This window comes from Methylobacterium thuringiense (assembly GCF_022179645.1).
Classification (GTDB): domain Bacteria; phylum Pseudomonadota; class Alphaproteobacteria; order Rhizobiales; family Beijerinckiaceae; genus Methylobacterium; species Methylobacterium thuringiense.
On sequence record NZ_BPRA01000001.1, the window covers coordinates 263,240 to 285,327 of the forward strand.

General features: G+C 65.6%; 21 protein-coding genes. 16 read left to right on the top strand and 5 right to left on the bottom strand.

The features are described 5' to 3' along the window. Positions 1 to 22: 22 nt before the first annotated feature. Entirely contained in the window at positions 23 to 898 is an 876-nt protein-coding gene (locus tag MFF07_RS01110; RefSeq protein WP_147814445.1) for an S-methyl-5'-thioadenosine phosphorylase, read from the top strand. Here the strand turns inward: MFF07_RS01110 and MFF07_RS01115 are convergent. Then, positions 895 to 1,812, bottom strand: coding sequence for a metallophosphoesterase (locus MFF07_RS01115; protein ID WP_147814442.1), 918 nt, complete (start codon positions 1,810 to 1,812; stop codon positions 895 to 897). The genes MFF07_RS01110 and MFF07_RS01115 overlap by 4 nt on opposite strands. Positions 1,813 to 2,029: 217 nt before the next feature. Between MFF07_RS01115 and hisB the strand changes: the two genes are divergently transcribed. The 11 genes from hisB to MFF07_RS01170 all read left to right on the top strand — a co-directional run bounded on the left by hisB (position 2,030) and on the right by MFF07_RS01170 (position 10,700). Next, the gene (gene hisB / locus MFF07_RS01120) at positions 2,030 to 2,617 is read left to right on the top strand and encodes an imidazoleglycerol-phosphate dehydratase HisB (RefSeq protein WP_147814440.1); all 588 of its coding nucleotides are present in this window, start codon (positions 2,030 to 2,032) and stop codon (positions 2,615 to 2,617) included. A 23-nt stretch (positions 2,618 to 2,640) separates the two neighbouring features. Then, positions 2,641 to 3,117, top strand: a complete 477-nt coding sequence (locus MFF07_RS01125) for a DUF2628 domain-containing protein (protein ID WP_238230528.1) — start codon at positions 2,641 to 2,643, stop codon at positions 3,115 to 3,117. Further along, positions 3,114 to 3,776, top strand: coding sequence for an imidazole glycerol phosphate synthase subunit HisH (gene hisH, locus MFF07_RS01130; protein WP_147814438.1), 663 nt, complete (start codon positions 3,114 to 3,116; stop codon positions 3,774 to 3,776). The genes MFF07_RS01125 and hisH overlap by 4 nt, the downstream gene beginning before the upstream one ends. Before the next feature lie 56 nt (positions 3,777 to 3,832). Beyond that, a complete protein-coding gene (gene hisA, locus MFF07_RS01135; protein WP_147814436.1) occupies positions 3,833 to 4,570 on the top strand; it encodes a 1-(5-phosphoribosyl)-5-[(5-phosphoribosylamino)methylideneamino]imidazole-4-carboxamide isomerase in 738 nt (245 codons plus the stop codon). A gap of 24 nt (positions 4,571 to 4,594) precedes the next feature. Further along, positions 4,595 to 5,371, top strand: coding sequence for an imidazole glycerol phosphate synthase subunit HisF (gene hisF, locus MFF07_RS01140; RefSeq protein WP_147814434.1), 777 nt, complete (start codon positions 4,595 to 4,597; stop codon positions 5,369 to 5,371). 108 nt (positions 5,372 to 5,479) lie between these two features. Further along, positions 5,480 to 5,803, top strand: a complete 324-nt coding sequence (locus tag MFF07_RS01145) for a phosphoribosyl-ATP diphosphatase (protein ID WP_238230404.1) — start codon at positions 5,480 to 5,482, stop codon at positions 5,801 to 5,803. After that, positions 5,800 to 6,813, top strand: a complete 1,014-nt coding sequence (coaA, locus tag MFF07_RS01150; RefSeq protein WP_147814430.1) for a type I pantothenate kinase — start codon at positions 5,800 to 5,802, stop codon at positions 6,811 to 6,813. The genes MFF07_RS01145 and coaA overlap by 4 nt, the downstream gene beginning before the upstream one ends. Before the next feature lie 243 nt (positions 6,814 to 7,056). Then, a complete protein-coding gene (locus MFF07_RS01155; RefSeq protein WP_147814428.1) occupies positions 7,057 to 8,190 on the top strand; it encodes a transglycosylase SLT domain-containing protein in 1,134 nt (377 codons plus the stop codon). Positions 8,191 to 8,388: 198 nt separating this feature from the next. After that, complete coding sequence (locus MFF07_RS01160; RefSeq protein WP_147814426.1) at positions 8,389 to 8,898, top strand: response regulator; 510 nt, start codon at positions 8,389 to 8,391, stop codon at positions 8,896 to 8,898. 191 nt (positions 8,899 to 9,089) lie between these two features. Beyond that, entirely contained in the window at positions 9,090 to 9,911 is an 822-nt protein-coding gene (locus MFF07_RS01165) for a transglutaminase-like domain-containing protein (RefSeq protein ID WP_147814424.1), read from the top strand. Positions 9,912 to 10,025: 114 nt separating this feature from the next. After that, the gene (locus MFF07_RS01170) at positions 10,026 to 10,700 is read left to right on the top strand and encodes a L,D-transpeptidase (RefSeq protein WP_238230405.1); all 675 of its coding nucleotides are present in this window, start codon (positions 10,026 to 10,028) and stop codon (positions 10,698 to 10,700) included. 195 nt (positions 10,701 to 10,895) lie between these two features. Here the strand turns inward: MFF07_RS01170 and MFF07_RS01175 are convergent, their stop codons facing one another. Both MFF07_RS01175 and MFF07_RS01180 read right to left on the bottom strand, forming a co-directional pair. Then, positions 10,896 to 11,225, bottom strand: coding sequence for a hypothetical protein (locus tag MFF07_RS01175; protein ID WP_238230406.1), 330 nt, complete (start codon positions 11,223 to 11,225; stop codon positions 10,896 to 10,898). Positions 11,226 to 11,443: 218 nt separating this feature from the next. Beyond that, entirely contained in the window at positions 11,444 to 11,932 is a 489-nt protein-coding gene (locus tag MFF07_RS01180) for a phasin (RefSeq protein WP_147814418.1), read from the bottom strand. 215 nt (positions 11,933 to 12,147) lie between these two features. Here MFF07_RS01180 and MFF07_RS01185 point away from each other — a divergent pair, with 215 nt between their 5' ends. The 4 genes from MFF07_RS01185 to MFF07_RS01200 all read left to right on the top strand — a co-directional run bounded on the left by MFF07_RS01185 (position 12,148) and on the right by MFF07_RS01200 (position 19,232). Beyond that, positions 12,148 to 14,850, top strand: a complete 2,703-nt coding sequence (locus tag MFF07_RS01185) for a PAS domain-containing sensor histidine kinase (RefSeq protein WP_238230407.1) — start codon at positions 12,148 to 12,150, stop codon at positions 14,848 to 14,850. Positions 14,851 to 15,051: 201 nt separating this feature from the next. Continuing rightward, positions 15,052 to 17,001, top strand: coding sequence for an acetate--CoA ligase (acs, locus tag MFF07_RS01190; protein ID WP_147814414.1), 1,950 nt, complete (start codon positions 15,052 to 15,054; stop codon positions 16,999 to 17,001). A gap of 162 nt (positions 17,002 to 17,163) precedes the next feature. Further along, positions 17,164 to 17,535: a DUF485 domain-containing protein gene (locus MFF07_RS01195; protein ID WP_147814412.1), complete on the top strand. Its 372-nt coding sequence runs from the start codon at positions 17,164 to 17,166 to the stop codon at positions 17,533 to 17,535. After that, entirely contained in the window at positions 17,532 to 19,232 is a 1,701-nt protein-coding gene (locus MFF07_RS01200) for a cation acetate symporter (protein ID WP_147814410.1), read from the top strand. The genes MFF07_RS01195 and MFF07_RS01200 overlap by 4 nt, the downstream gene beginning before the upstream one ends. Before the next feature lie 259 nt (positions 19,233 to 19,491). On the opposite strand, the gene MFF07_RS01205 is transcribed toward MFF07_RS01200, so the two are convergent. Beyond that, positions 19,492 to 20,283, bottom strand: a complete 792-nt coding sequence (locus MFF07_RS01205) for a glycosyltransferase family 2 protein (protein WP_187272417.1) — start codon at positions 20,281 to 20,283, stop codon at positions 19,492 to 19,494. Between the two features lie 124 nt (positions 20,284 to 20,407). Further along, positions 20,408 to 22,006 carry a bifunctional phosphoribosylaminoimidazolecarboxamide formyltransferase/IMP cyclohydrolase gene (purH, locus tag MFF07_RS01210; RefSeq protein ID WP_147814406.1) on the bottom strand — a complete coding sequence of 533 codons (1,599 nt, stop codon included), beginning with the start codon at positions 22,004 to 22,006 and terminating at the stop codon, positions 20,408 to 20,410. Positions 22,007 to 22,088 lie beyond the last annotated feature (82 nt).

Below are 22,088 nucleotides of genomic sequence, written 5' to 3' on the forward strand. Positions count from 1 at the left end.
ACGAAGTGAATAGGGATTGGCCATGACCGCAGCGGTTCTCGGCGTGATCGGCGGCTCGGGCGTCTACGACCTGCCGGGTCTTGAGGATATTCGCGAGGAGGCGATCGCCTCGCCCTGGGGCGAGCCGTCCGATGCCGTCCGTATCGGACGGATCGGCCAGACCAAGGTGGTTTTCCTGGCCCGCCACGGGCGCGGCCACCGGCTCTCGCCGTCCGGCATCAACTACCGCGCCAACATCGACGTGCTGAAGCGCGCTGGCGTGACCGACATCGTCGCGATCTCCGCCTGCGGCTCGTTTCGCAACGAGCTGCATCCGGGCCTCTTCGTGCTCGTCGACCAGTTCGTCGACCGCACGCATGGCCGGGCCTCGTCGTTCTTCGGCAACGGCTGCGTGGCGCATGTGCCTTTCGCCCATCCCGTCGGCCCGAACCTGCAGAAGCGTATCGTCGACGCTGCTGCGGCCGAAGAGATCACGGTCCACAAGGGCGGCACCTACGTCTGCATGGAAGGGCCGCAATTCTCCTCGCTCGCCGAATCGAAAACCTACAAGGCGGCCGGCTACGACGTCATCGGCATGACCAACCTGCCCGAGGCGAAGCTGGCGCGCGAAGCCGAGATCACGTTCGCCACCATCGCCATGGTCACCGACTTCGATTGCTGGCACCCGAACCACGATGACGTGGATGTCGCCTCGGTCGTCGCCGTCGCCCGCGCCAATGCCGACCGGGCCGCGCGCCTCGTCGCACGTCTCGCCCGCGACTTCCCGTCGGAGCGCGAAGACTGCCCGGCCGGTTCGCACCGCGCCCTCGACGGCGCCATCATGACCGCCGAGAGCCACCGCGACCCGGACTTGATTGCCAAGCTCGACGCCGTGGCGGGACGGGTGCTGAAGGCTTAAGCGCTCCGCAAGCGCAGCGCGCGGCTCGGCTCGCGGCCGAAGCCGCGGATGTCGAGATGGTCCCCAGCGATCTCGACGATCGCGTAGGCGTTTTCCGCAGGCGTATCGACCATGCCGTGAAAGTTCACGTAGTGGATGCCTGCGGTCTCGGCGTAGTTACCGGCATGATTGTGCCCGCAAAAGTACGCGACGACGTGCGGCTGACTCGCGAGAAGTTCGACGATCCGGCCAGCATCCCACATATTGTGCGGGTTCGCCGGGAAGACCGGGTAGTGGTTGAGCACGATCACCCGTTGGCGCTTCGCCCGTGCATCGTCGAGCACGCTGCCGAACCAGGTGAACTGCGCGTCGCTCAGTGAGCCGTTCCAAGGTTTTGCGTTATCCGCGCCCTGAGCGGCCAGCCGGCCAAGGCGATCGGTTGCGATTTGCCAGCGTAAGTCGCCCGGCGGTGGCGCGAACAGTGAGACGTCGTTGCCGTCGAGGACGACGAAGCGGATACCGCCGACCGTATAGTCGTAATGGGTTTTCGCGAGGCCGAGCAGGCCCGGCTGAGCCGTCAGGTCTTCCGGCGCGAGCGAGTAGTCGTGGTTGCCCAGCAGGACGACATGCCGATGCCGCAACATCGCGTAGACCGGCAGGATCGCATCATAGCTCTCCGCGCGCCGATCGATGACGTCGCCGAGCGTCACGACGAAATCGAGGTCCTCGGCATTGAACGCCGCGACCGCCTCGCGCAGCTTGCCGAGGCTGTTCCGATAATAGCGCTGAAGGCCGAGATGTGGGTCGGCATCCGCATATTGCGGGTCGGCGACGACGCCGAAGCGCAAAGCTGTCGAACCGGCGGCCGAGGCACCGGGGCGCGGAGCGGCGAGCATGGCGGCACCTCCGGCGAGGACGGTCCGTCGGGACGGCATGGTGACTCCTGCGCGAACGGGGCGATAAGCGATCGGACCGGAACATAGTCGAGCCACCGCGTGAGAGCGTGACGTTTACGTGACCCGGAAAGCTGAAGCGGTTCTGCGTTTTCGCGGGGCTTCGACGCGCAGAACCCTTCCCCCCGCGGCCGGAACCGCTCTAAAAGGCAGCCCCGGCTGCTGGAGCGGCCCTTTTTGATCAAGGCCCCCACCAGAGATGCGCGCCGCGAGCATCAGTCGCCGTACGGCGGAAACCGACGTCAGCGTTTCGATCGCGCTTGACGGAACCGGCAAGGCGACGATCGCCACCGGCGTCGGCTTCCTCGATCACATGCTCGAGCTTTTTGCCCGGCACGGACTGTTCGATCTCGAGGTCAAGGTCACGGGCGACCTGCAGGTCGACCAGCATCATACGACGGAGGATGCCGGCATCGCCCTCGGGCAGGCCTTCGCCAAGGCGCTGGCCGACAAACGCGGCATCCGGCGCTATGCGGATCTGCATCTTCCCATGGACGAGGCGTTGACCCGTATCGCCGTCGATATCTCCGGTCGGCCGTTCCTGGTGTTCAAGACGGACTTTCGCGTCGAGAAGATCGGGCAGTTCGACACCGAGCTGGTGCGTGAGTGGTTCCAGGCCTTCGCGATGAATGCCGGCATCACGCTGCATGTCGAGACGCTCTACGGCGACAACGCCCACCACATTGCTGAGAGCTGCTTCAAGGGGCTGGCCCGGGCCTTGCGGCAGGCCGTCGCAGTCGATCCGCGCGAGGACGGGCGGGTGCCGTCGACCAAGGGCTCGCTCTAGAGCGGTAGGGAATCAGCATGCGTTTGCGGACCTACACCATTCACCTGCCCGAGGGCGCCCTTCGCGGCGATGGACGCGCGCTCGACGGAGCTGCGATCGTACCCGACGGCTTCTCGCCGCAGGCCTTCGCGTTTTCGGTCCTGTGGTTCCTGTTTCATCGCCTCTGGCTGGCGGCGCTCTTCGTGTTCGTCCTGCTGGCCGGGCTGGCCGTCGGAGGGCGAATGCTGGGCATCTCGCCAGTCGCAGGCATCGTGATTTCGCTGCTGGCCTCCCTGCTGATCGGCCTCGAAGCGTCGAGCCTGCGCCGCTGGTCCTATGCCAGGACTGGTCGTCCGGCGCGCGACGCGGTTGTCGCCGCGTCGCGCGACGAGGCCGAAGCCAAGGCGGTGACGCGCTGGCTCGACCCATCGGCTGCTCCGCGGACTGTTGTGTCGGCCTCGAACCGCCGGGTCGACGATTCCGTCATCGGCCTGTTTCCCGCCAGCGAAGGCCGTCGGTGACGCCGTTGACCGTTGCGATCATCGATTACGGCTCCGGCAACCTGCACTCGGCGGCGAAAGCGTTCGAGCGCGCCGCACGCGATTCCGCCCTCGACGGGACCCGTATTCTCGTGACGGACAGGCCCGAAGAGGTAGCGAAGGCCGAGCGCATCGTGCTGCCGGGCGTGGGAGCTTATGCCGATTGCCGACGCGGGCTCGATGCCGTGCCCGGCATGGTCGAGGCGATGACCCTGGCGGTACGCGAGCGCGGCCGGCCGTTCCTCGGTATCTGCGTCGGCATGCAGCTGATGGCGACGCGCGGCCTCGAATACGAGACGACGCCCGGCCTCGACTGGATCTCCGGCGACGTCGCCCCGATCGCGCCGACCGACCCGTCGCTCAAGATTCCGCATATGGGCTGGAACACCCTGACGGTGGATCGCCACCTGCCGCTGCTCGACGGGATCCCAACGGGCGACGACGGCCTCCACGCCTATTTCGTGCATAGCTATGCGCTGAAGCCGCTCGACCACGCCGACGTCGTCGCGCACAGCGACTACGGCGGCTCCATCACGGCAATGGTGGCGCGCGACAACCTCGCGGGCACGCAATTCCATCCCGAAAAAAGCCAGCGGCTCGGTCTGGCGTTGATCGCAAACTTTTTGCGGTGGCGTCCGTAAAACCCGCGCACGACAGTGCATGACTTCGCCTCCGCAACCCATGGACGAGCTGTTTCGTGATTCTCTTTCCGGCAATCGACCTCAAGGACGGACGTTGCGTTCGCCTTGTCCAGGGCGACATGGCACAGGCCAAGGTGTTCAACGACGATCCGGCAGCCCAAGCGGCGGAGTTCGAGACCCAGGGTTTTGACTGGATCCACGTCGTCGACCTCGACGGTGCCTTTGCTGGTGCGCCGCAGAATGCCTCGGCCGTCGAAGAGATCCTGCAGCGGGTGTCGGTGCCGGTCCAACTCGGCGGCGGCATCCGTGAGATGCGCACACTTGAGGGTTGGATCGAGAAGGGCGTGAGCCGCGTCATCATCGGCACGGCCGCCGTGCGCGATCCCGCCTTCGTGCATGAGGCCGCGCGGCGTCATCCGGGCAAGATCGCAGTTGGAATCGATGCCAAGGACGGCCGCGTGGCGGTCGAAGGCTGGGCGCAGACTTCCAGCATGACGGCGGAGGAACTCGGCCGCCGCTTCGAAGATGCCGGCGTCGCCGCGATCATCTACACCGACATCGCCCGCGACGGCATCCTGAAGGGTCTCAACATCGAGATGACGCTGGCGCTCGCCCAGGCCGTGACCATCCCGGTGATCGCGTCGGGCGGCCTCGCCTCGATCGACGACGTCCACCGCATCCTGCAGCCCGATTGCGCGATGCTCGCCGGCGCCATCACCGGCAGGGCGCTCTACGATGGCCGGATCGATCCACGTGAAGCGCTCGAGGCGATCAGACGGGCCCGGGCTGTCTGAGCCAGAATTCGGAAGCGACCAGCCTTGCTCAAGACCCGCATCATCCCCTGCCTCGACGTTAAGGACGGCCGCGTCGTCAAGGGCGTGCAATTCCTCGAACTGCGCGATGCCGGCGACCCGGTGGAATCCGCGAAGGTCTACGACGCGGCGGGCGCCGACGAACTCTGCTTCCTCGATATTGCCGCCAGCCACGAGAACCGCGGCACGCTGCTCGACGTGGTCAGCCGAACCGCCGAGGCCTGTTTCATGCCGCTCACCGTCGGCGGGGGAGTGCGCACCGTCGCGGATGTCCGGACGCTCTTGCTCGCCGGTGCCGACAAGGTCGGAATCAATACGGCGGCCGTAAAGAACCCCGACGTCGTCTCGGCTGCGGCGGAAAAGTTCGGCGATCAATGCATCGTCGTGGCGATCGATGCCAAACGCGTTTCCGGCCCGGGAGAAGCGCCACGCTGGGAGATTTTCACCCACGGCGGACGCACGCCTACGGGCATCGACGCGATCGAATTCGCGCAGACCGTCGCCAGGCGCGGCGCCGGCGAACTCCTCGTGACCTCGATGGACAAGGACGGCACGCGGTCCGGCTACGACATCGCGCTGACCCGCGCTATCACCGATGCGGTGAACGTGCCGGTGATCGCATCCGGCGGCGTCGGCGGCCTCGACGACCTCGTCGCCGGTGTCCGGGACGGTGGTGCGAGCGCGGTGCTCGCAGCGTCGATCTTCCATTTCGGCCAGCATACCGTCGGCGAAGCCAAGGCTCACATGGCGGCCGCCGGCCTCGCCATGCGCCTCGACCGTTGAGCTCCGACCCTGCAATTTCGTCCAAGTGGCTCCCTTGACCGGAAACCTCACGCCAGATCAGGGTCCGAAGCCGGCACTCCTGACCGACCACGCCGCTCGACGGACCGAATGACCACTTTTACGCTCCAGGATCTCGCCGATCTGGTCGATGCGCGCGCGGACGCGCCGCCGAACAGCTCCTATACTGCCAAGTTGCTATCGGGTGGCCCAGCCAAACCGGCAAAGAAACTGGGAGAGGAAGCCGTCGAGGCGGTGATCGCCGCCGTCCAGGGCGACCGATCCGGCCTCGTGAGCGAAGCGGCAGACGTGCTCTATCACCTCGTCGTGCTTCTCAAGGCCGGCGGCGTTCCCCTCCATGAGGTGATGGCGGAGTTGGAGCGGCGCACGGCGCAGAGCGGAATCGCCGAGAAGGCCTCGCGGAGGCACACGTGAGCGGAGCGCCGATCCCTGCGATCGGCGTCGCGGATGCCGAGTGCCAGAACCCGGTGACCGGCGAAGGCCCGGACCGCCTCTCGCCCTACCGGCTGTTCACGCGGGCCGAGTGGGCTCAACTGCGCGCCGACACCCCACTGACCCTCGACGTCGAGGACGTTGCCCGCCTGCAATCGATCAACGACCCGATCTCGATCGAGGAGGTCGTGGCGATCTATCTGCCTCTGTCGCGCCTGCTCTCACTCTACGTCGCGGCAACGCAAGGTCTGTTCAAGGCGACCCAGCGCTTTCTCATGGCCGAGCACGAGGCCAAGGCACCCTACATCATCGGCCTCGCGGGCTCGGTGGCGGTGGGCAAGTCGACGACGGCGCGGGTGCTCAAGGCCCTGCTGGCACGTTGGCCGAATACGCCCAAGGTCGACCTCATCACCACAGACGGCTTCCTGCATCCCAATGCCGAGCTGAAGCGCATGGGGGCAATGGAGCGGAAAGGCTTTCCGGAGAGCTACGACACGGCAGCCCTTCTGCGCTTCCTCACCGACATCAAGGCAGGCAAGAAGCGGGTCGCCGCGCCGGTCTATTCCCACCTCGTCTACGACGTGGTGCCGGGCGAGGAGCAGGTGATCGAGCAGCCGGACATCCTGATCGTCGAGGGGCTGAACGTGCTGCAGCCGGCGCGCCTGCCCCGCGACGGCACCGCGATCCCCTTCGTCTCCGACTTCTTCGATTTCTCGATCTATCTCGACGGCCACGAGGACGACCTGCACCGCTGGTACGTCAACCGCTTCCTGCGCCTGCGCCAGACGGCCTTCCGCAATCCGCTCTCGTATTTCCGGAAATACGCCGAGGCGAGCGAGACGGAAGCTCTCGACATCGCCGACGGCCTCTGGGCGACGATCAACCTGCCCAACCTGCGCGACAACATCCTGCCGACGCGCCAGCGCGCGAGCCTGATTCTCGCCAAGGGCGCGAGCCACCGAATCGAGAGCGTTGCCCTGCGCAGGCTCTGAGCGGAGACGCTCTCAAAACGGTCACAAAGCGTGGCCGTTCGGCAACGATCGGCTGAAAACTGCCACGCTTCGCCCGGTGCTCCCGCCTCAAGCGTAGCCGCGCCCTGGCAGCAGCCCCGCATTTGGCCTGCAATGCCTTCGGTCTGCCACAAGCGCAGCCGTGTTGTCGCCACACCGGTCAAGAAAAACTCGGGGCATCGACAGGCCGTGAACAGCGGCGATTCAGGGGATAAGCGACCGAACATGCAGGGCCGCACGAACCGCTCGCAGACCACGACCTCCGCCCGCCGCTTCGGCGCCGGCGCTCGGCACGACGTCATCGCCCTGTCCAACGAAGTCGGCCGCAACCACGGCAGCCGTACCGCGCTCGTCCGTTCGATCCTCTCGATGACCCTGGTCGCGGGCGGCCTCAGCGCCGTTCTGCTCAATGCCGGCACCGATCTCGGCCGCGCCGAGGCATCGACCAAGGTCGTCAGCGACCTCGCGATGCCGAAGCCCCGCGTGCAAGCCCTGGTGCCCGAGGCGCCCCAGCCGCAGATCAGCCTGACGGCGGCATCGAGCTTCGCCGCGGTCCACGATCTCGACACCGAGCTCGGCGGCAACAGCGTCGACCGTGTCTCCTACGACTTCCTGCTCTCGCAGACCGCGACCGGCGACCCGAACGACATCCTCGAATTCGGCCCGATGAAGATCCGCCGGCACATCGTGCAGACGATCGTTAAGGCGGCCCAGGCCGTACAGACAGATCCTGTGCTGCTGATGGCGGTGGCCGACAAGGAGTCGAGCTTCATCACGGCCGTTCAAGCCAAGACCTCTTCGGCCACGGGCCTGTTCCAGTTCATCGAACGTACGTGGCTGGGTGTGGTACGCGATTTCGGGCCGCAATACGGGCTTGCTCAGGAAGCGGCGCTGATCACGGCGGACGGTAACGACCGTCCCGTCATCACCAATGCGGCCGATCGCGTCCGCGTCCTCGAAATGCGGCGCGATCCTTACCTGTCCGCGCTGATGGCCGGCGAGATGCTGAAGCGCGACGCCGCCCGCATCTCCCAGACCATCGGCCGCGATCTCTCCCTCGGCGAGGTCTACCTCGCCCACTTCCTCGGCCCCAACGACGCGGAGAACTTCCTCTCGAAGGTCGTCGACAAGCCCGGCTCGGCCGCAGCCGCCCTGCTACCCGGCCCGGCCCGCGCCAACCGCTCGATCTTCTTCGGGGCCGCCTCCGGCCGCGGCCGCCGTGCCAAGAAGGCGCCGAGCCTGTCCGTGGCGCAGGTCCACGAAAAGTTCGAGGCGATGATGAGCACCCGCGGCGACCGCTACCGCGACGTCACCTCGGTCGCCGGCGTCATGGCCTATGTCGACGCGGCGAGCCAGTAGTTTCGGGACGCTTTTCGCGCCCGAAAAGGCCAAGCCGACGCAACTGACCAGCAGCTGTCGACATTCATACCAAAGTGGTTGCGCGCGTCGCAGCTGCGTGGTTTGGGGAATCGCGTGCGAAAGCCGAATTCAGAACCGCTCGACGGATCGCGCGCGAAGGCCGGCCGGGGTGGCACGTTCGATCCGCTCTTGCCGGGTATGCCTCTCGACCAGATCGGACAGGCCCTCGCCTCGGCTTACGACGCCCTCGTCTCGGAAGGCGTCCCCGAGCATCTTGCCGCACTCGTTCGCCGGGTGAAGCACACCGACCTCGACGTGCCCCGCAAGGCTGCGCGGCTGGCGCTCGTGGTCGAAGACGACCCGGACGTTCGCGATCTGGCTGAGGCACTGCTCGAAGAGACCGAGTTGTCGGTCGTCGGCTGCGACAGCGCCGAACAGGCCCTGGCAGTGCTGCGCAGATGCGGTGGAGACGTGGCTCTGGTCTTCGCCGATATCCGCCTCGCTGGTCAGATGGACGGAATCCAGCTCGCAAATGCCGTCGCGACCCTCTGGCCCAAGGCGCGCCTCGTGGTCACCTCCGGTGTCGCGCCGGAACGCTGCGACGAAATACCCGAACGGGCCGTTTTCATCGCAAAGCCATGGCGGGCCTTCGATGTTCTCGTCGAAGCGGGTCGGGCATCGGACGAGCCGCCTCCGGCGGTCGCCTGACGACGGCTCTCCCGAAACAAGGCCCGCACTTTGCAGGGCACGTCCTGCGTCGCCTGACGAGCATTGGCCAAGCCTCACGGGCCAAAGCCGGCCGAGTCAGGACCGTGCCTTCGTCGTCTCTCAGATGACGGATCAGTACACCGGCGCGGCGGCTTGCGTCGCCGGATCCCATCTCGGAAAGCATGCGGCAAATGAAAATCAGGACCGGGTTCGAAATCACCTTTGAGTCTGTACAGCCAACTCCGATGATCCTGATGCTCAACGTGCATCCATCCCGCATCCCCGATCTGGTCACGCCCGAAATCTTGACCTTCGACCCGCCGACGTCCGTCCGGGTCTATCGCGACGATTTCGACAACGTCTGCACCCGCATCGTCGCGCCGCCGGGCCGGGTCACCGTCTCCACCGATTTTCTCATCCATGACTCCGGTGAGGCGGATGTGGTCGCGCCGGACGCGCGTCAACACGACGTGCAGGACCTGCCCGACGACATTCTCATCTACTTGCTCGGCAGCCGATACTGCGACACCGACAAGTTGTCGGCGATTGCCTGGGCGCTGTTCGGAGCGAAAAAGCCCGGCTGGGCGCGCGTGCAGGCCATCGTCGACTACGTGCATGAGCGCATCCGCTTCGACTATCAACGGGCCGACGCGACCCGGACCGCCTTCGACGGCCACGAAGGCGGAGAGGGGGTCTGCCGCGACTTCGCGCATCTCGCGGTGGCGCTCTGCCGCTGCATGAACATCCCGGCGCGCTACTGTACTGGCTACCTCGGCGATATCTGCATTCCGCCGGTGCCGGACCCGATGGATTTCTCGGCGTGGTTCGAGGTCTATCTCGACGGCCGCTGGTACACTTTCGATGCCCGCCACAACACGCCGCGCGTCGGACGCATCCTGATGGCCCGGGGACGCGATGCCGCCGACTGCGCGATCTCGACGAATTTCGGTGCCCAGCAGCTCGTCCGCTTCGATGTCCATACAGACGAAGTGATCGAAGAAACCGCCGGTTAGGGTTCGTGCGGCGACGCACGATGCGGTGCTGCAAAATCGTCCAACAGGAGTGGAACCGTACGGCTAAGGTCACGCTTATACAGTCAAGATACATGCACAGGTAGGCATCCCACCATGAAGACCCTGGCCACTGCCCTAGCCGGCGTCATCGGCGTCTGTGTTCTTGCTGCCTCGCCCGCGATCTCTGCGCCGTACGATCCGTTCGGCACGAACGACGCGGATGAGTACTACGCAGGCCAGACCTATTCCCGCGCCGGCGCCCAGCAATACGACCCCTATGCCGGCCAGTACGGTGCGTCCGCCGGCTACGGCCAGGGTGCGCAGGCTGCACCGCAGGCACAGGTTGCCCCGATCCCGCGCGAGATGGTCCGGTTCGATCCGAGCTACACCCCCGGCACGATGGTGGTTTCGACCTCCGAGCGGCGGTTGTATTTCGTGACGGCGCGTGGCGAAGCCATCCGCTACGGCGTCGGCGTCGGCCGTCCCGGCTTCGAATGGTCGGGTACGAAGAAGATCGTCGCGAAGAAGGAATGGCCGTCGTGGGTGCCGCCGCAGGCGATGCTCCAGCGCCGTCCCGACCTGCCGCGCTACATGGCCGGCGGCGTCGAGAACCCGCTGGGCGCTCGCGCGATGTATATCGGCGGCACCGAGTATCGCATCCACGGCTCGAACGAGCCGGATACGATCGGCCAGGCCGTTTCCTCGGGCTGCATCCGGATGACCAACGACGATGTCACCGACCTGTACGAGCGCGTCCGCGTCGGCGCGAAGGTCGTCGTCCTGAACTGAGAGATCCGACTGGTATCCCCTTCGCCCGTAAGAAAAGCCCGCGCCGGTTCTCCGGCGCGGGCTTTTTCGTTGAATGCGGCTCGAGAGCAGACTGCGAAAAGATGGCAACGGTTTTTCGCGCCAAGCCTGCCCTAAACTTTCGAATCGATCACGTTTTCTGCGTTTTGATCGATTCGATCTAAAACACAGCCTGATCTAAGGAACGACCCTGCCGGCGACCGTGTCGCCGCCGCTGAGCGGCGCCACGGGCGTATCGCAGAAGCAGCGGGCACCGAGCGGGCGCGGACCGGGCAGGGGACAGGAAAACGGCTTCGGCCCGAACATGCCGGGCTGGATCGCGTCGCAGTTCAGACCGCTGACGCGGCGCGGCGGAGGCCGGCGCTCCTCGTAGCGATACTCGTAGCCGCCGCGGCGCGGAGGCGGGCCGTCATAACCGTCGTCGAAATACTGGGCGCTGGCACCATGTGACCCGACCGCGCCGAGAAGGATCGCGGCCACGATGCTGAAGCGATAGACGGGACGCATGGAATCGACCTCTCTCGATGACGGGGTGCCGTCTCGAAATGCGGAACGGCAGGGGCCTCGCTAAGAGGGCGGATCGTTCGAAAAAAGGCGAAGCGCCGGGACAGCGGCCCCCAGCCGCATCAAAAAAATCGGCCCCCTCGCGAGAGAGAGCCGATCGTTCCGTTGGGCATGAAGGCCGCGCTCCCGAGAGCGAAACCTCGTTCGTATCGAAGCTGGGCTCAGACGCCGGACTTCTTCTCGGTCGCCTTGGCGGCGGCATCCTTGGCCGCAGCGGCACTTTGATCGAAGGCCTGACGGGCTTCGTTGGTGCCCTGCTGGACCGCGGTCTTCGCGTTCTCGGCACCCTGCTGGAGCGCACTCTGCGCGAGGCCACCGAACTCCTTGGCCTGAGCCTGGATGTTGGCGAACTGCGATCGCACGAACTCGGCCTGATGCTGCATGGCCTCCTGGACATCCTTGGACCGCACGAGCTTCTGCGCGAGATCGAACGCGGCGTTCACGTTCTGCTCGGCGAACTCGAAGCTGCGCGACGACAGGGTCGTCGAGTTGGTGCGGGCCAGTTCGGCGGAGCCCTGGACCGTATCCGCGGTCCGGCGCGCAGCACCGAGGAACGAGTCGAACGCCTTGCGGGCCTGATCGACGCTCTTCTCGGCGAAGTCGCGCATCTCGGCGGGAACTTCGTAATTCGGGTTCTGGGGGTTGCTCATTCTTGTAGCCCTTCCTGTTGCCCAACGTTTCATCATTGTGCGGTGCACAATAACATATAGTTCATACGACGCCAGCCCCTTCCTGCGACGGCCAGCCGCCTGTTAGGGTTAAGCGTTGATTAACGTGTGTCAGATCGCCTTCATGTCTATGACGGGGCCTCCGGAAGTTCCAGACTGGAGCCCAATCCAACTCATGGCGCACAATTAGGCTGTTGATGTCCGACCGCGCAACGCAGGCCGACATCGGCGACGCGACGCTCGCCGCAGACGTCGCGCGCTGGTCGACCGATCCCGTTATCGCCCCCGTCTTCGCGACACGCGAGGGAATCGTTGTCGTCCTCGACGCGCTTAGCGAACACGTGATCCACGCGACCGATAGCGCTGCTGGCCTGCGGACTGCGATCACAGACGAGGCGGGTGGCCTCGGGCAGCGTCTCGCCGAGCAGATCCGATCCGCGAGTCCGTCGGAGCGCGGTGTGCGCTTGGTCAGGATCCGCTTCGATACGCGTGGTATCGCGCGGCCCACCGCCTGCCTGCTCGGGCGGGCAAGAAGCGGCACCGACGAGACCGTACTCCTGCTCGCGCCCACCGAGCCTCTGCCTGCGCTGCGCCGACCCGGAATCCGCCCGCAGGTCGATCCGATACGCGAGCCGGTCTCGGAGCCGATCACCGACGCGCCTCCGGTCTCGGGCGGCCGGTTCACTTGGCGCAGCGACGAGGCCGGGCTTCTCACACAGGTCACCGGCATCGCGACCGATCTCGCCACTCACCTCGTCGGACGGTCGTGGGAGGCGCTCTCCGAGAGCGATGCGGGGCCAAGCCTCGGCGCGGCGCTCGGTGCGCGGCGGACGTTCCGAGCCCTACCGCTTCGTCTCCGGCCGCCGGGAGCTGATCGGGTGATCGCCATCGACCTGTCCGGTGCGCCCTCGGGCCGTCCGGCGCAGCCTTTCGCTGGCTTTTCGGGCTTCGGCGTGGTTCGCGAGATACGGGCGCTCGACCGACAGACCGTAGTCGAGCCGGCCGCGCCGGCAGACATGCTAGCCGACGTGCAAACCACCGCGGCGTCGGAGCGCATGGCTATAGCCGTCGACTCGGTCCTGCCAGCGGAAGCCGGCGATCGGGGCGAGGCATTGGCAGCCTTCGTCGAAACTTCGGAGCAGCACGCCTCCCCACACGAATCCGCGCCGGAGCCGGCCGATACACCGGACGCAACCCTCGATGTCGCCGACGTGGCCGTCACGACCGGCAATCACGCGGACGCGCCTGGGCCGGACTCCGGAGACGTTACGGAACCGACCACGGGCGCCGACCTCTCGACGAACGAGCATGCGGCGTTCCGCGAGATCGCACGCGCCCTCGGGGCCCGCTTCGCCGGGGACGATGCGCCGCTACCCTCCGACTCCATCCCAGATCCCGAGCGCCGTGGCGCGGTGATGGCATTCCCGGTGAGTGCGGCGCGCAACACGAGCGCGGCGATCGAAGCGGCGATCGTGTCCGCCCTGGACCGCCTGCCCGCAGGGGTTCTCGTCCACCGCGACGCCGAGACCCTCTATGTCAACCGCCGCTTCCTCGAATTGACCGACTATCCGGATCGCGCGGCGTTGGATGCGGCGGACACCCTCACGCACCTGCTCGGTCGGCTCCCGGCGCCGGACGATGGTGTCGCACCCGATGCGCCGGTGTCGCTGACCACTGGTGGGGGCGCCCTGCTCGCCGTCATCGTCGAGCGCTCCAGGGTCGATTGGGACGGCGGACCGGCCGAACTGCTTCTGGTCCGCGCGGCCGCCCAGGCCGATCAGGCGCGCGAGCAGATCGCGCGCGCCCTCGCCGAGGCGCGCGACAACACTCGCGAGCGCGATGCCCAGGACCTTCTCGACCATATCGCGGAAGGTGTCGCGACACTCGACGAGAGCGGCCGGATCCTGACCCTGAACGGCAGCGCCACGGCGATCCTGGCGAGCGATGCCCGGGAGGTCGTCGGAGGCGCGCTCGCCGACCTGTTTGCGCCCTGCAGTCAGCCCACCGTCGCGACCGGCCTGCGCGAGGCACGGGAGCGCGGCGCCAGCGAGCCGTGCGAGGCCACTCCGCGCACGGGTACCGCACCATTGCGGATGCGGATCGTGCAGCTCTCCGCGGCGAACAGCGCGCGGTTCTGCGTCACGCTACGCGAGCGGGACGCGGAACCGCTTCCTGTCCCGCGCCGCGTCGAACCCGAAAACGGACGCCGAGCCGATTTCCTCTCCCAGGTCCGCCATGAAATTCGTACGCCGCTGACCGAAATGCTGGCGCATGCCGACGCGGCCCTCGCTGAAGAGCACGGGCCGCTCGGGAGCGAACGCTACCGCGAGGATCTGCGCGAGATCCATAAGTCGGCAGAGCACCTGCTCGGCGTCGTCGACGACCTCGTCGATATCGCCCGGATCGAGGCCGGCCGCGGCGAGCTCACCTTCACCGACATCGCGCTGAATGAGGTCGTGTCGGGCTGCATCGCGCTGATGCAGCCGCAGGCTGCACGCGACCGGATCGTGGTCCGCACCAGCCTGTCGCCGGACCTCAGGCCTCTCGTCGCCGACGAGCGCTCCATGCGTCAGGCGACCCTGAACGTCATCGCCAACGCGATCCGGCTCACGGAGGCCGGCGGTCAGGTCATCGTCTCGACGACGACCGCCGAGCGCGGGGAGATCGCTTTCCGGGTGCGCGATACCGGCGTCGGCATGACGCCTGAGGAGATCGAGCGCGCGCTCGCTCCCTTCAGCCGCAGCGAAGTGGCGGGCGGGCGCAACGGCACGGGACTGGGGCTGACGCTGACGAAGGCGCTCGTCGAGGCCAATCGCGGCCGCTTCCTGATCACCAGCCGCAAGAACGAGGGCACCCTCGTCGAAATGCTGTTTCCGCCGCCGCAGGCCCTGAGCGCCTGAGACCGCTCGAGACGATCCCGATCGTCGGGACGACCGGGATGGCGCAGTAGGCATTTCTCGGATGGGCGGCAAAAGTCGTACTTAATTCTACATTCTTGGTGCTTGCCGCGCCGTTTCGGCGATGCAACTACATACAGGTTGGAAGCCCCGGCTGCGCGGACCGTCGCGATACGATCGGGCACCTCACAGGGAAGAACCGGCATGACTGAACGGGTCGTCGACGTGCAGGACGCATGGCGCGAGCGCGGGCTCGTGGACGATGCGAAGTACCGGGAGATGTACGAGGCGTCCGTGTCGGACCCCGAGACCTTCTGGGGCGAGCACGGCAAGCGCATCGACTGGATGACGCCGTTCACGAAGGTCAAGGACACCAGCTTCGCGCCCGACAACGTCTCGATCAAGTGGTTCGAGGACGGCAAGACCAACGTCGCCCACAACTGCATCGACCGTCACCTCGAGACGCGCGGCGATCAGGTCGCGATCATCTGGGAAGGCGACGACCCGAACGACGACAAGCACATCACCTACAAGGAACTGCACGGCGAGGTCTGCCGCTGGGCCAACGTCCTCAAGAACCGCGGCGTCGAGAAGGGCTCGCGGGTCATCCTCTATCTGCCGATGATTCCGGAAGCCGCCTACGCGATGCTCGCCTGCGCCCGGCTCGGCGCGATCCACGCCATCGTCTTCGGCGGCTTCTCGCCGGATTCGCTCGCCAGCCGCATCAAGGGCTGCGAGGCCAAGCTCGTGATCACGGCCGACGAGGGTCTTCGTGGCGGGCGGAAGGTGCCGCTCAAGGCCAATGTCGACGAGGCGATCAAGCGTCTCGACGATGCTTCGGTCGATCACGTCGTCGTCGTGCGCCGCACCGGCGGCAACGTGACGATGGAGGCGGGCCGCGACGTCTATTACGACGAGGCCGCCAAGGAAGTCACCGACGACTGCCCGGCCGTGCCGGTCGAGGCCGAGCACCCGCTCTTCATCCTCTACACCTCGGGTTCGACCGGCCAGCCGAAGGGCGTGGTCCACACCACCGGCGGCTATCTCGTCTACGCCGCGATGACGCATGAATACGTTTTCGATTACCACGAGGGCGACGTCTACTGGTGCACGGCCGACGTCGGCTGGGTCACCGGGCACAGCTACATCGTCTACGGCCCGCTCGCGAACGGCGCGACGACGCTGATGTTCGAGGGTATCCCGACCTACCCGACGAACGGCCGCTTCTGGGAGGTCGTCGACAAGCATAAGGTCAACATCTTCTACACCGCGCCGACGGCGATCCGCTCGCTCATGGGCGGCGGCGAGGCCCCGGTGAAGAAGACCTCGCGCAAGTCCTTGCGCGTGCTCGGCTCCGTCGGCGAGCCGATCAACCCGGAAGCCTGGGAGTGGTACTACAAGGTCGTGGGCGACGAGCGCTGCTCCATCGTCGACACTTGGTGGCAGACAGAGACCGGCGGCATCCTGATCACGCCGCTACCCGGCGCGACGAAGCTCAAGCCCGGCTCGGCGACGCGTCCGTTCTTCGGCGTGCAACCGGTGATGGTCGATGCCGAGGGCAAGGAACTCGACGGCAAGTGCGAGGGCAACCTCTGCATCAAGGATTCGTGGCCGGGCCAGATGCGCACCGTGTACGGCGACCACGAGCGCTTCGAGCAGACCTACTTCGCGACCTACAAAAACCTCTACTTCACCGGCGACGGCGCCCGGCGCGACGAGGACGGCTATTACTGGATCACCGGCCGCGTCGACGACGTCATCAACGTCTCCGGCCACCGCATGGGCACGGCCGAGGTCGAATCCTCGCTGGTCGCCCACAAGAAGGTCTCGGAGGCCGCGGTCGTCGGCTACCCGCACAACGTCAAGGGACAGGGCATCTACGCCTACGTCACCCTCAACGAGGGTGAAGAAGGCGACGACGCGCTCCGCAAGGAACTGGTCGCCTGGGTCCGCAAGGACATTGGCCCGATCGCCTCGCCGGACCTGATCCAGTTCTCGCCAGGGCTGCCCAAGACCCGCTCGGGAAAGATCATGCGCCGCATCCTGCGCAAGATCGCCGAAGACGACTTCGGCTCGCTCGGCGATACCTCGACACTCGCCGAACCGGCTGTCGTCGAGGACCTGATCGAGAACCGGCAGAATCGGGCCAAGTAAAGTTCTGGATTGTCGATGGATTAAACTCGACGTGCGCCCGGGGCGGGCGTACGACTTTCGCGTCAATGACGGCGCGGAACGCCGATAACCGCCCGTCACAGCACAACAAAATACCGACCACCGGCACGCAGTGCGTCGACCGGGCAGGCGGGAGGGAATTTCATGAGCACAGTACAGACGGCGGGACGCGCCGCACCACCCGGAGCCGATGCTCTGGCGACAGTCGAGCTTCCCGATGCCCGATTGGATCGGGTCTCGAGCAACCCGATCTTTCAGACCCTGGTCCGTGAGCGTACACGCTTCGGACTGATCCTGACCTTCGCGATGCTGGTCGTCTATTACGGCTTCATCGGACTCATCGCGTTCGACAAGCCGCTGCTCGCCACCAAGGTCGCCGGCACAGCGTCTCTCGGTCTGCTGCTCGGCGTCGGTGTCATCGTCTTCGCGTTCGTTCTGACGGGTATCTACGTGGTGCGCGCCAACACGCGCTTCGACTCCCTGGCTGCCGATCTGACCCGGAGCCTCGCCCGATGAGCCGTTCGCATACCCTCGGCGGGCTCGCCGCCATCGGCGTTCTCGGCATCGCCGCGACGGCGGCCTATGCCGCCGGACCCGATCTCGGCAACGTCACGAAATCGGCCACGAACTGGCCGGCGATCGGCATGTTCGCCTTCTTCGTGCTGTTCACCCTCGGTATCACCTACAAGGCCGCAAAGGGGACGAAGTCGGCCTCCGACTTCTACGCCGCCGGCGGCGGCATCTCGGCCGGCACCAACTCCCTGGCGATCGCGGGCGACTACATGTCCGCCGCGTCGTTCCTCGGCATTTCCGGTCTCGTCTATACGTCGGGGTTCGACGGGCTGATCTACTCCACCGGCTTCCTTGTCGGATGGCCGATCGTGCTGTTCCTGATCGCAGAGCGGCTGCGCAACCTCGGCAAGTTCACCTTCGCCGACGTCGCATCCTTCCGGCTCGATCAGACCTCGATCCGCATCATCTCGGCAACCGGCACGCTCGTCGTCGTGGCCTTCTACCTGATTGCCCAGATGGTCGGCGCGGGCAAATTGATCCAGCTCCTGTTCGGGCTGCCCTACCTCTACGCGGTGGTGATCGTCGGTGCTCTGATGATCATCTACGTCGCCTTCGGCGGCATGAAGGCGACGACCTGGGTGCAGGTGATCAAGGCCTGCCTGCTGCTCGGCGGTGCGACGTTCATGGCCGGCGCCGTGCTGTACCTGTACGATTTCAGTCTTGAGAAGCTCTTCGCCGCATCGGTCCAAACTCACCCGAAGGGCGATGCGATCATGGGACCGGGCGCCCTCGTCACCAATCCGATCGACTCGATCTCGCTCGGCGTCGGCCTGATGTTCGGTACGGCCGGCCTGCCGCATATCCTGATGCGGTTCTTCACGGTTTCGGACGCGCAAGCCGCGCGCAAGTCGGTGTTCTACGCCACCGGCCTGATCGGCTACTTCTACATCCTCACCTTCATCATCGGCTTCGGCGGCATCGCGCTTCTGATGTCGGACGCGAGCTACTTCAAGCTCGGGGCGGACGGCACGACCTACGACAAGCTCAAGGACATGGTCGGCGGCACCAACATGGTCGCCGTCAATCTCGCCAACGCCGTCGGTGGCCCATACTTCCTCGGCTTCATCTCGGCGGTGGCCTTCGCGACCATCCTCGCGGTTGTGGCGGGGCTGACCCTGGCCGGCGCCTCTGCGGTGAGCCACGATCTCTACGCCATGGTCATCGCTCGCGGGCGCACGACCGAGGCGGCCGAGGTCCGGCTGTCCAAGATCGCGGCGGTCGGGATCGGCATCGTGGCGATCGTCCTCGGCTACATCTTCGAGAACCAGAACGTCGCCTTCATGGTCGGGCTCGCCTTCTCGGTGGCGGCAAGCTGCAACTTCCCCGTCCTGCTGATGTCGATTCTCTGGCGCGACACGACGACCTGGGGGGCTCTGCTTGGCGGTCTCGTCGGGCTGGTCGCTGCGGTGACGATGGTGGTGTTGTCGGACGCGGTCTGGGTGAAGACCTTCGGCCATCCTGTAGCACTGTTCCCCTATGCCAATCCGGCGCTGTTCTCGATGCCGCTGGCCTTCCTGACGATCTACGTCGTGTCGAAGCTCGACAACACGAAGCGCGCCCAACGCGAGCGGGCCGCCTTCGAAGCGCAGTTCGTACGCTCGGAGACGGGAATCGGTGCGAGCGGCGCACACGCTCATTGAACGATGAAGATTCGACTGGCGACATCCAAGAGGCGCAGCGAAAGCTGCGCCTCTTTTCGTCGTGAAGCCGTGTCCGAGCGGGGCGTAGGCATCCGATCGAATGCCCCCGACCCAGGGGTCCGATCAGCACGGCGGAGACAATGCCGTGCGTCTTCATGCTTCACTTGAAAGGGGACTTGGCGACGACTGAAAACGGTAGCCGAGCTCGCGCGGACTGTTTCCAGCGCCTGCAGAAACTACGATGGCTATGCCGGTTGGATTATCGGAGCAGGCTCTTGAGACGAGAAATCTCATCTTTCGTCTCATACAGGAACCTGAAAATCGTCTGCTCCAAGCATTCGTTTCGATCGTGGTCTACGAACATTTGAAAAGCACGCGTGGCGTATGGAGCATCGATCGGATGATCGGCTAGACCTTTCAGTCTTTTGATAAAAAACTCCGATTGTGATTTGCAGAAATAGTGATTGATCTGCATGTGTCCATAGACAGGCGAAGCGGTAACCTGCTCCCGCGGGGTGGCAAATTCACTATTGTCCGAAAGTGCGACGTTATTTGATTTCATATAATGATTATGGACGAAGATCGACTCAGCGGCGTTGGGCCTGAATATGGATTTCACATTGTTGTTTGCCGAAAAATCAGGTCCGCTCGCACGATGAAAGCGCTCCATGCACAATTGGCCGTTCGGCTCACGGTGACCCGCGGAGCCGAAAATACGCCAATTGCATAAGACCGCATCTCTATTTCGAAACGAATCGGCCAAGATCGATGCGACATTATTGGAGGTAAGTGGGACAACGAACTCGTCTGCGTCGATCGTCGCCAGCCATTCGGTTTCGTGGCCGAAATACGCCAGAGTATGATGATAGGCGCTGACTTGTGGATTATCGGGACTTGACGACCGCGGCCAATCGATGACGCAACAGATGCCTTTGGCCGTTAGCGGACCGAGTAGATCGGAAAGTCGATCGTTGCTGTCGTTATCGTAGATATAAAAGAAGTCGAATCCGACGACCCGATGATAGGCGATCCATTCCAGAATGTAGGCCACCTCATTCTTTGCGATGAGGCAGGCTGAGAGAAAAAACTCTCTCTGTCTAGGGTTTCGGCTTCGATTCCAGCGTTGTGACTGCGCTCGAAACATCGCAAGCCTTGTCGTGTAGGGTGTTCGACGATCAGTGCCGGAAGTGGCGGATGCCAGTGAAGACCATCGCCAGCCCGGCCTCGTCGGCGGCGCGGATCACCTCGTCGTCGCGCATCGATCCGCCAGGCTGGATCACGCCCGTCGCGCCGGCTTCGGCTGCCGCGAGCAGGCCGTCAGCGAACGGGAAGAACGCGTCCGAGGCGACGACCGAACCCTTCGCGAGGCTTGCATCCAAACCGAGGCGCTCCGCGGCTTCGGCTGCCTTTCGCGCGGCGGTGATCGAGGAATCGACGCGTGACATCTGGCCGGCGCCGATGCCGACCGTCGCACCGTTTCTGGCATAGACGATGGCGTTCGATTTCACGTGCTTGGCCACCCGATACGCGAAACGCATGTCGGCGAGTTCGGCCGGTGTCGGCTGCCGCCGGGTCACGACCCGCAGGTCCATATCGTCGACGCTGTGGTTGTCTCGCCCCTGCACGAGCAGCCCGCCCGCCAGGGTACGCACCGTCTCGCCCGCAGCCCGCGGATCGGGGAGGGCGCCGGCCAGCAGCAGCCGCAGGTTCTTCTTGGCGCCGACGATCGCCATAGCCTCCTCAGAGGCATCCGGCGCGATGATGACCTCCGTGAAGATCTCGACGATTTTTCTGGCGGCATCGGCGTCGAGCGTACGATTGAGCGCGACGATGCCGCCGAAGGCCGAGGTCGGATCGCAGGCGAGGGCGCGCTCGTAAGCTTCGATCAGGCTCGATGCCTCGGCGACGCCGCAGGGGTTGGCGTGCTTGATGATTGCGACCGCGGACGTGCGCGCGGCGTCGAACTCGGCGACGCATTCATAGGCGGCGTCGGTGTCGTTGAGATTGTTGTAGGAGAGCGCCTTGCCTTGGACCTGTCGTGCCGTGGCAACACCAGGGCGGGCTATGCCGGGCGAGCGGTAGAAGGCCGCCGCCTGGTGCGGGTTCTCGCCGTAGCGGAGGCTCTGACCGAGGCTGCCGCCGAAGGCACGGAAGGCCGGTGCCGCGTCGGCGTCGATCTCGCCAGCGAACCAGTTGGCGATCGCCGCGTCGTACGTGGCGGTCCGCGAAAACGCCTTTTGAGCGAGCCGGCGGCGCGTGGCGGCACCGATACCTCCGTCATGCGTCTTGAGCTCGCCAAGGATGGCGGCATAGTCGGCGACGTCGACCACGACCGTCACGTCGGCGTGATTCTTGGCAGCAGCACGGATCATGGCGGGACCGCCGACGTCGATGTTCTCGACACAGTCGTCGAATGGGCGGCCGGCCGCCAGCGTCGCCTCGAACGGATAGAGGTTGACCACCAGCAGGTCGATCGCCTGCAGGCCGTGCGCGGCGAGCGCCGCCTGATGCTCGGGATTGTCGCGGATGGCGAGCAGCCCGCCATGCACGGCGGGATGAAGCGTCTTGACCCGCCCGTCCATCATCTCGGGAAAGCGGGTCAGTTCCGACACTTCGGTCACCGGCAGCCCGGCCTCGGTCAGCGCCTTGTGCGTTCCGCCGGTGGAGACGAGGGCGATGCCGCGCTTGGACAGGGCGCGGGCGAATTCGATCAGCCCGGTCTTGTCGGAGACAGAGAGGAGGGCGCGGGTGACGGGAGTGGTGTCGCGCGGCATCAGGCGTGGCGTCCGGTCGTCGGCAGATCAGGGATGCCCGCGACTAGCACGGAACCCGCCGGCCGAGCCAGCAGGACCACAC

Coding starts and splice junctions, on each gene's coding strand:
- MFF07_RS01110 (WP_147814445.1), top strand. CDS start 23: ATGACCGCAGCGGTTCTCGGCGTGATCGGCGGCTCGGGCGTCTACGAC.
- MFF07_RS01115 (WP_147814442.1), bottom strand. CDS start 1,812: ATGCCGTCCCGACGGACCGTCCTCGCCGGAGGTGCCGCCATGCTCGCC.
- hisB (WP_147814440.1), top strand. CDS start 2,030: ATGCGCGCCGCGAGCATCAGTCGCCGTACGGCGGAAACCGACGTCAGC.
- MFF07_RS01145 (WP_238230404.1), top strand. CDS start 5,480: ATGACCACTTTTACGCTCCAGGATCTCGCCGATCTGGTCGATGCGCGC.
- MFF07_RS01155 (WP_147814428.1), top strand. CDS start 7,057: ATGCAGGGCCGCACGAACCGCTCGCAGACCACGACCTCCGCCCGCCGC.
- MFF07_RS01160 (WP_147814426.1), top strand. CDS start 8,389: ATGCCTCTCGACCAGATCGGACAGGCCCTCGCCTCGGCTTACGACGCC.
- MFF07_RS01165 (WP_147814424.1), top strand. CDS start 9,090: ATGAAAATCAGGACCGGGTTCGAAATCACCTTTGAGTCTGTACAGCCA.
- MFF07_RS01170 (WP_238230405.1), top strand. CDS start 10,026: ATGAAGACCCTGGCCACTGCCCTAGCCGGCGTCATCGGCGTCTGTGTT.
- MFF07_RS01175 (WP_238230406.1), bottom strand. CDS start 11,225: ATGCGTCCCGTCTATCGCTTCAGCATCGTGGCCGCGATCCTTCTCGGC.
- MFF07_RS01180 (WP_147814418.1), bottom strand. CDS start 11,932: ATGAGCAACCCCCAGAACCCGAATTACGAAGTTCCCGCCGAGATGCGC.
- MFF07_RS01185 (WP_238230407.1), top strand. CDS start 12,148: ATGTCCGACCGCGCAACGCAGGCCGACATCGGCGACGCGACGCTCGCC.
- acs (WP_147814414.1), top strand. CDS start 15,052: ATGACTGAACGGGTCGTCGACGTGCAGGACGCATGGCGCGAGCGCGGG.
- MFF07_RS01195 (WP_147814412.1), top strand. CDS start 17,164: ATGAGCACAGTACAGACGGCGGGACGCGCCGCACCACCCGGAGCCGAT.
- MFF07_RS01200 (WP_147814410.1), top strand. CDS start 17,532: ATGAGCCGTTCGCATACCCTCGGCGGGCTCGCCGCCATCGGCGTTCTC.
- purH (WP_147814406.1), bottom strand. CDS start 22,006: ATGCCGCGCGACACCACTCCCGTCACCCGCGCCCTCCTCTCTGTCTCC.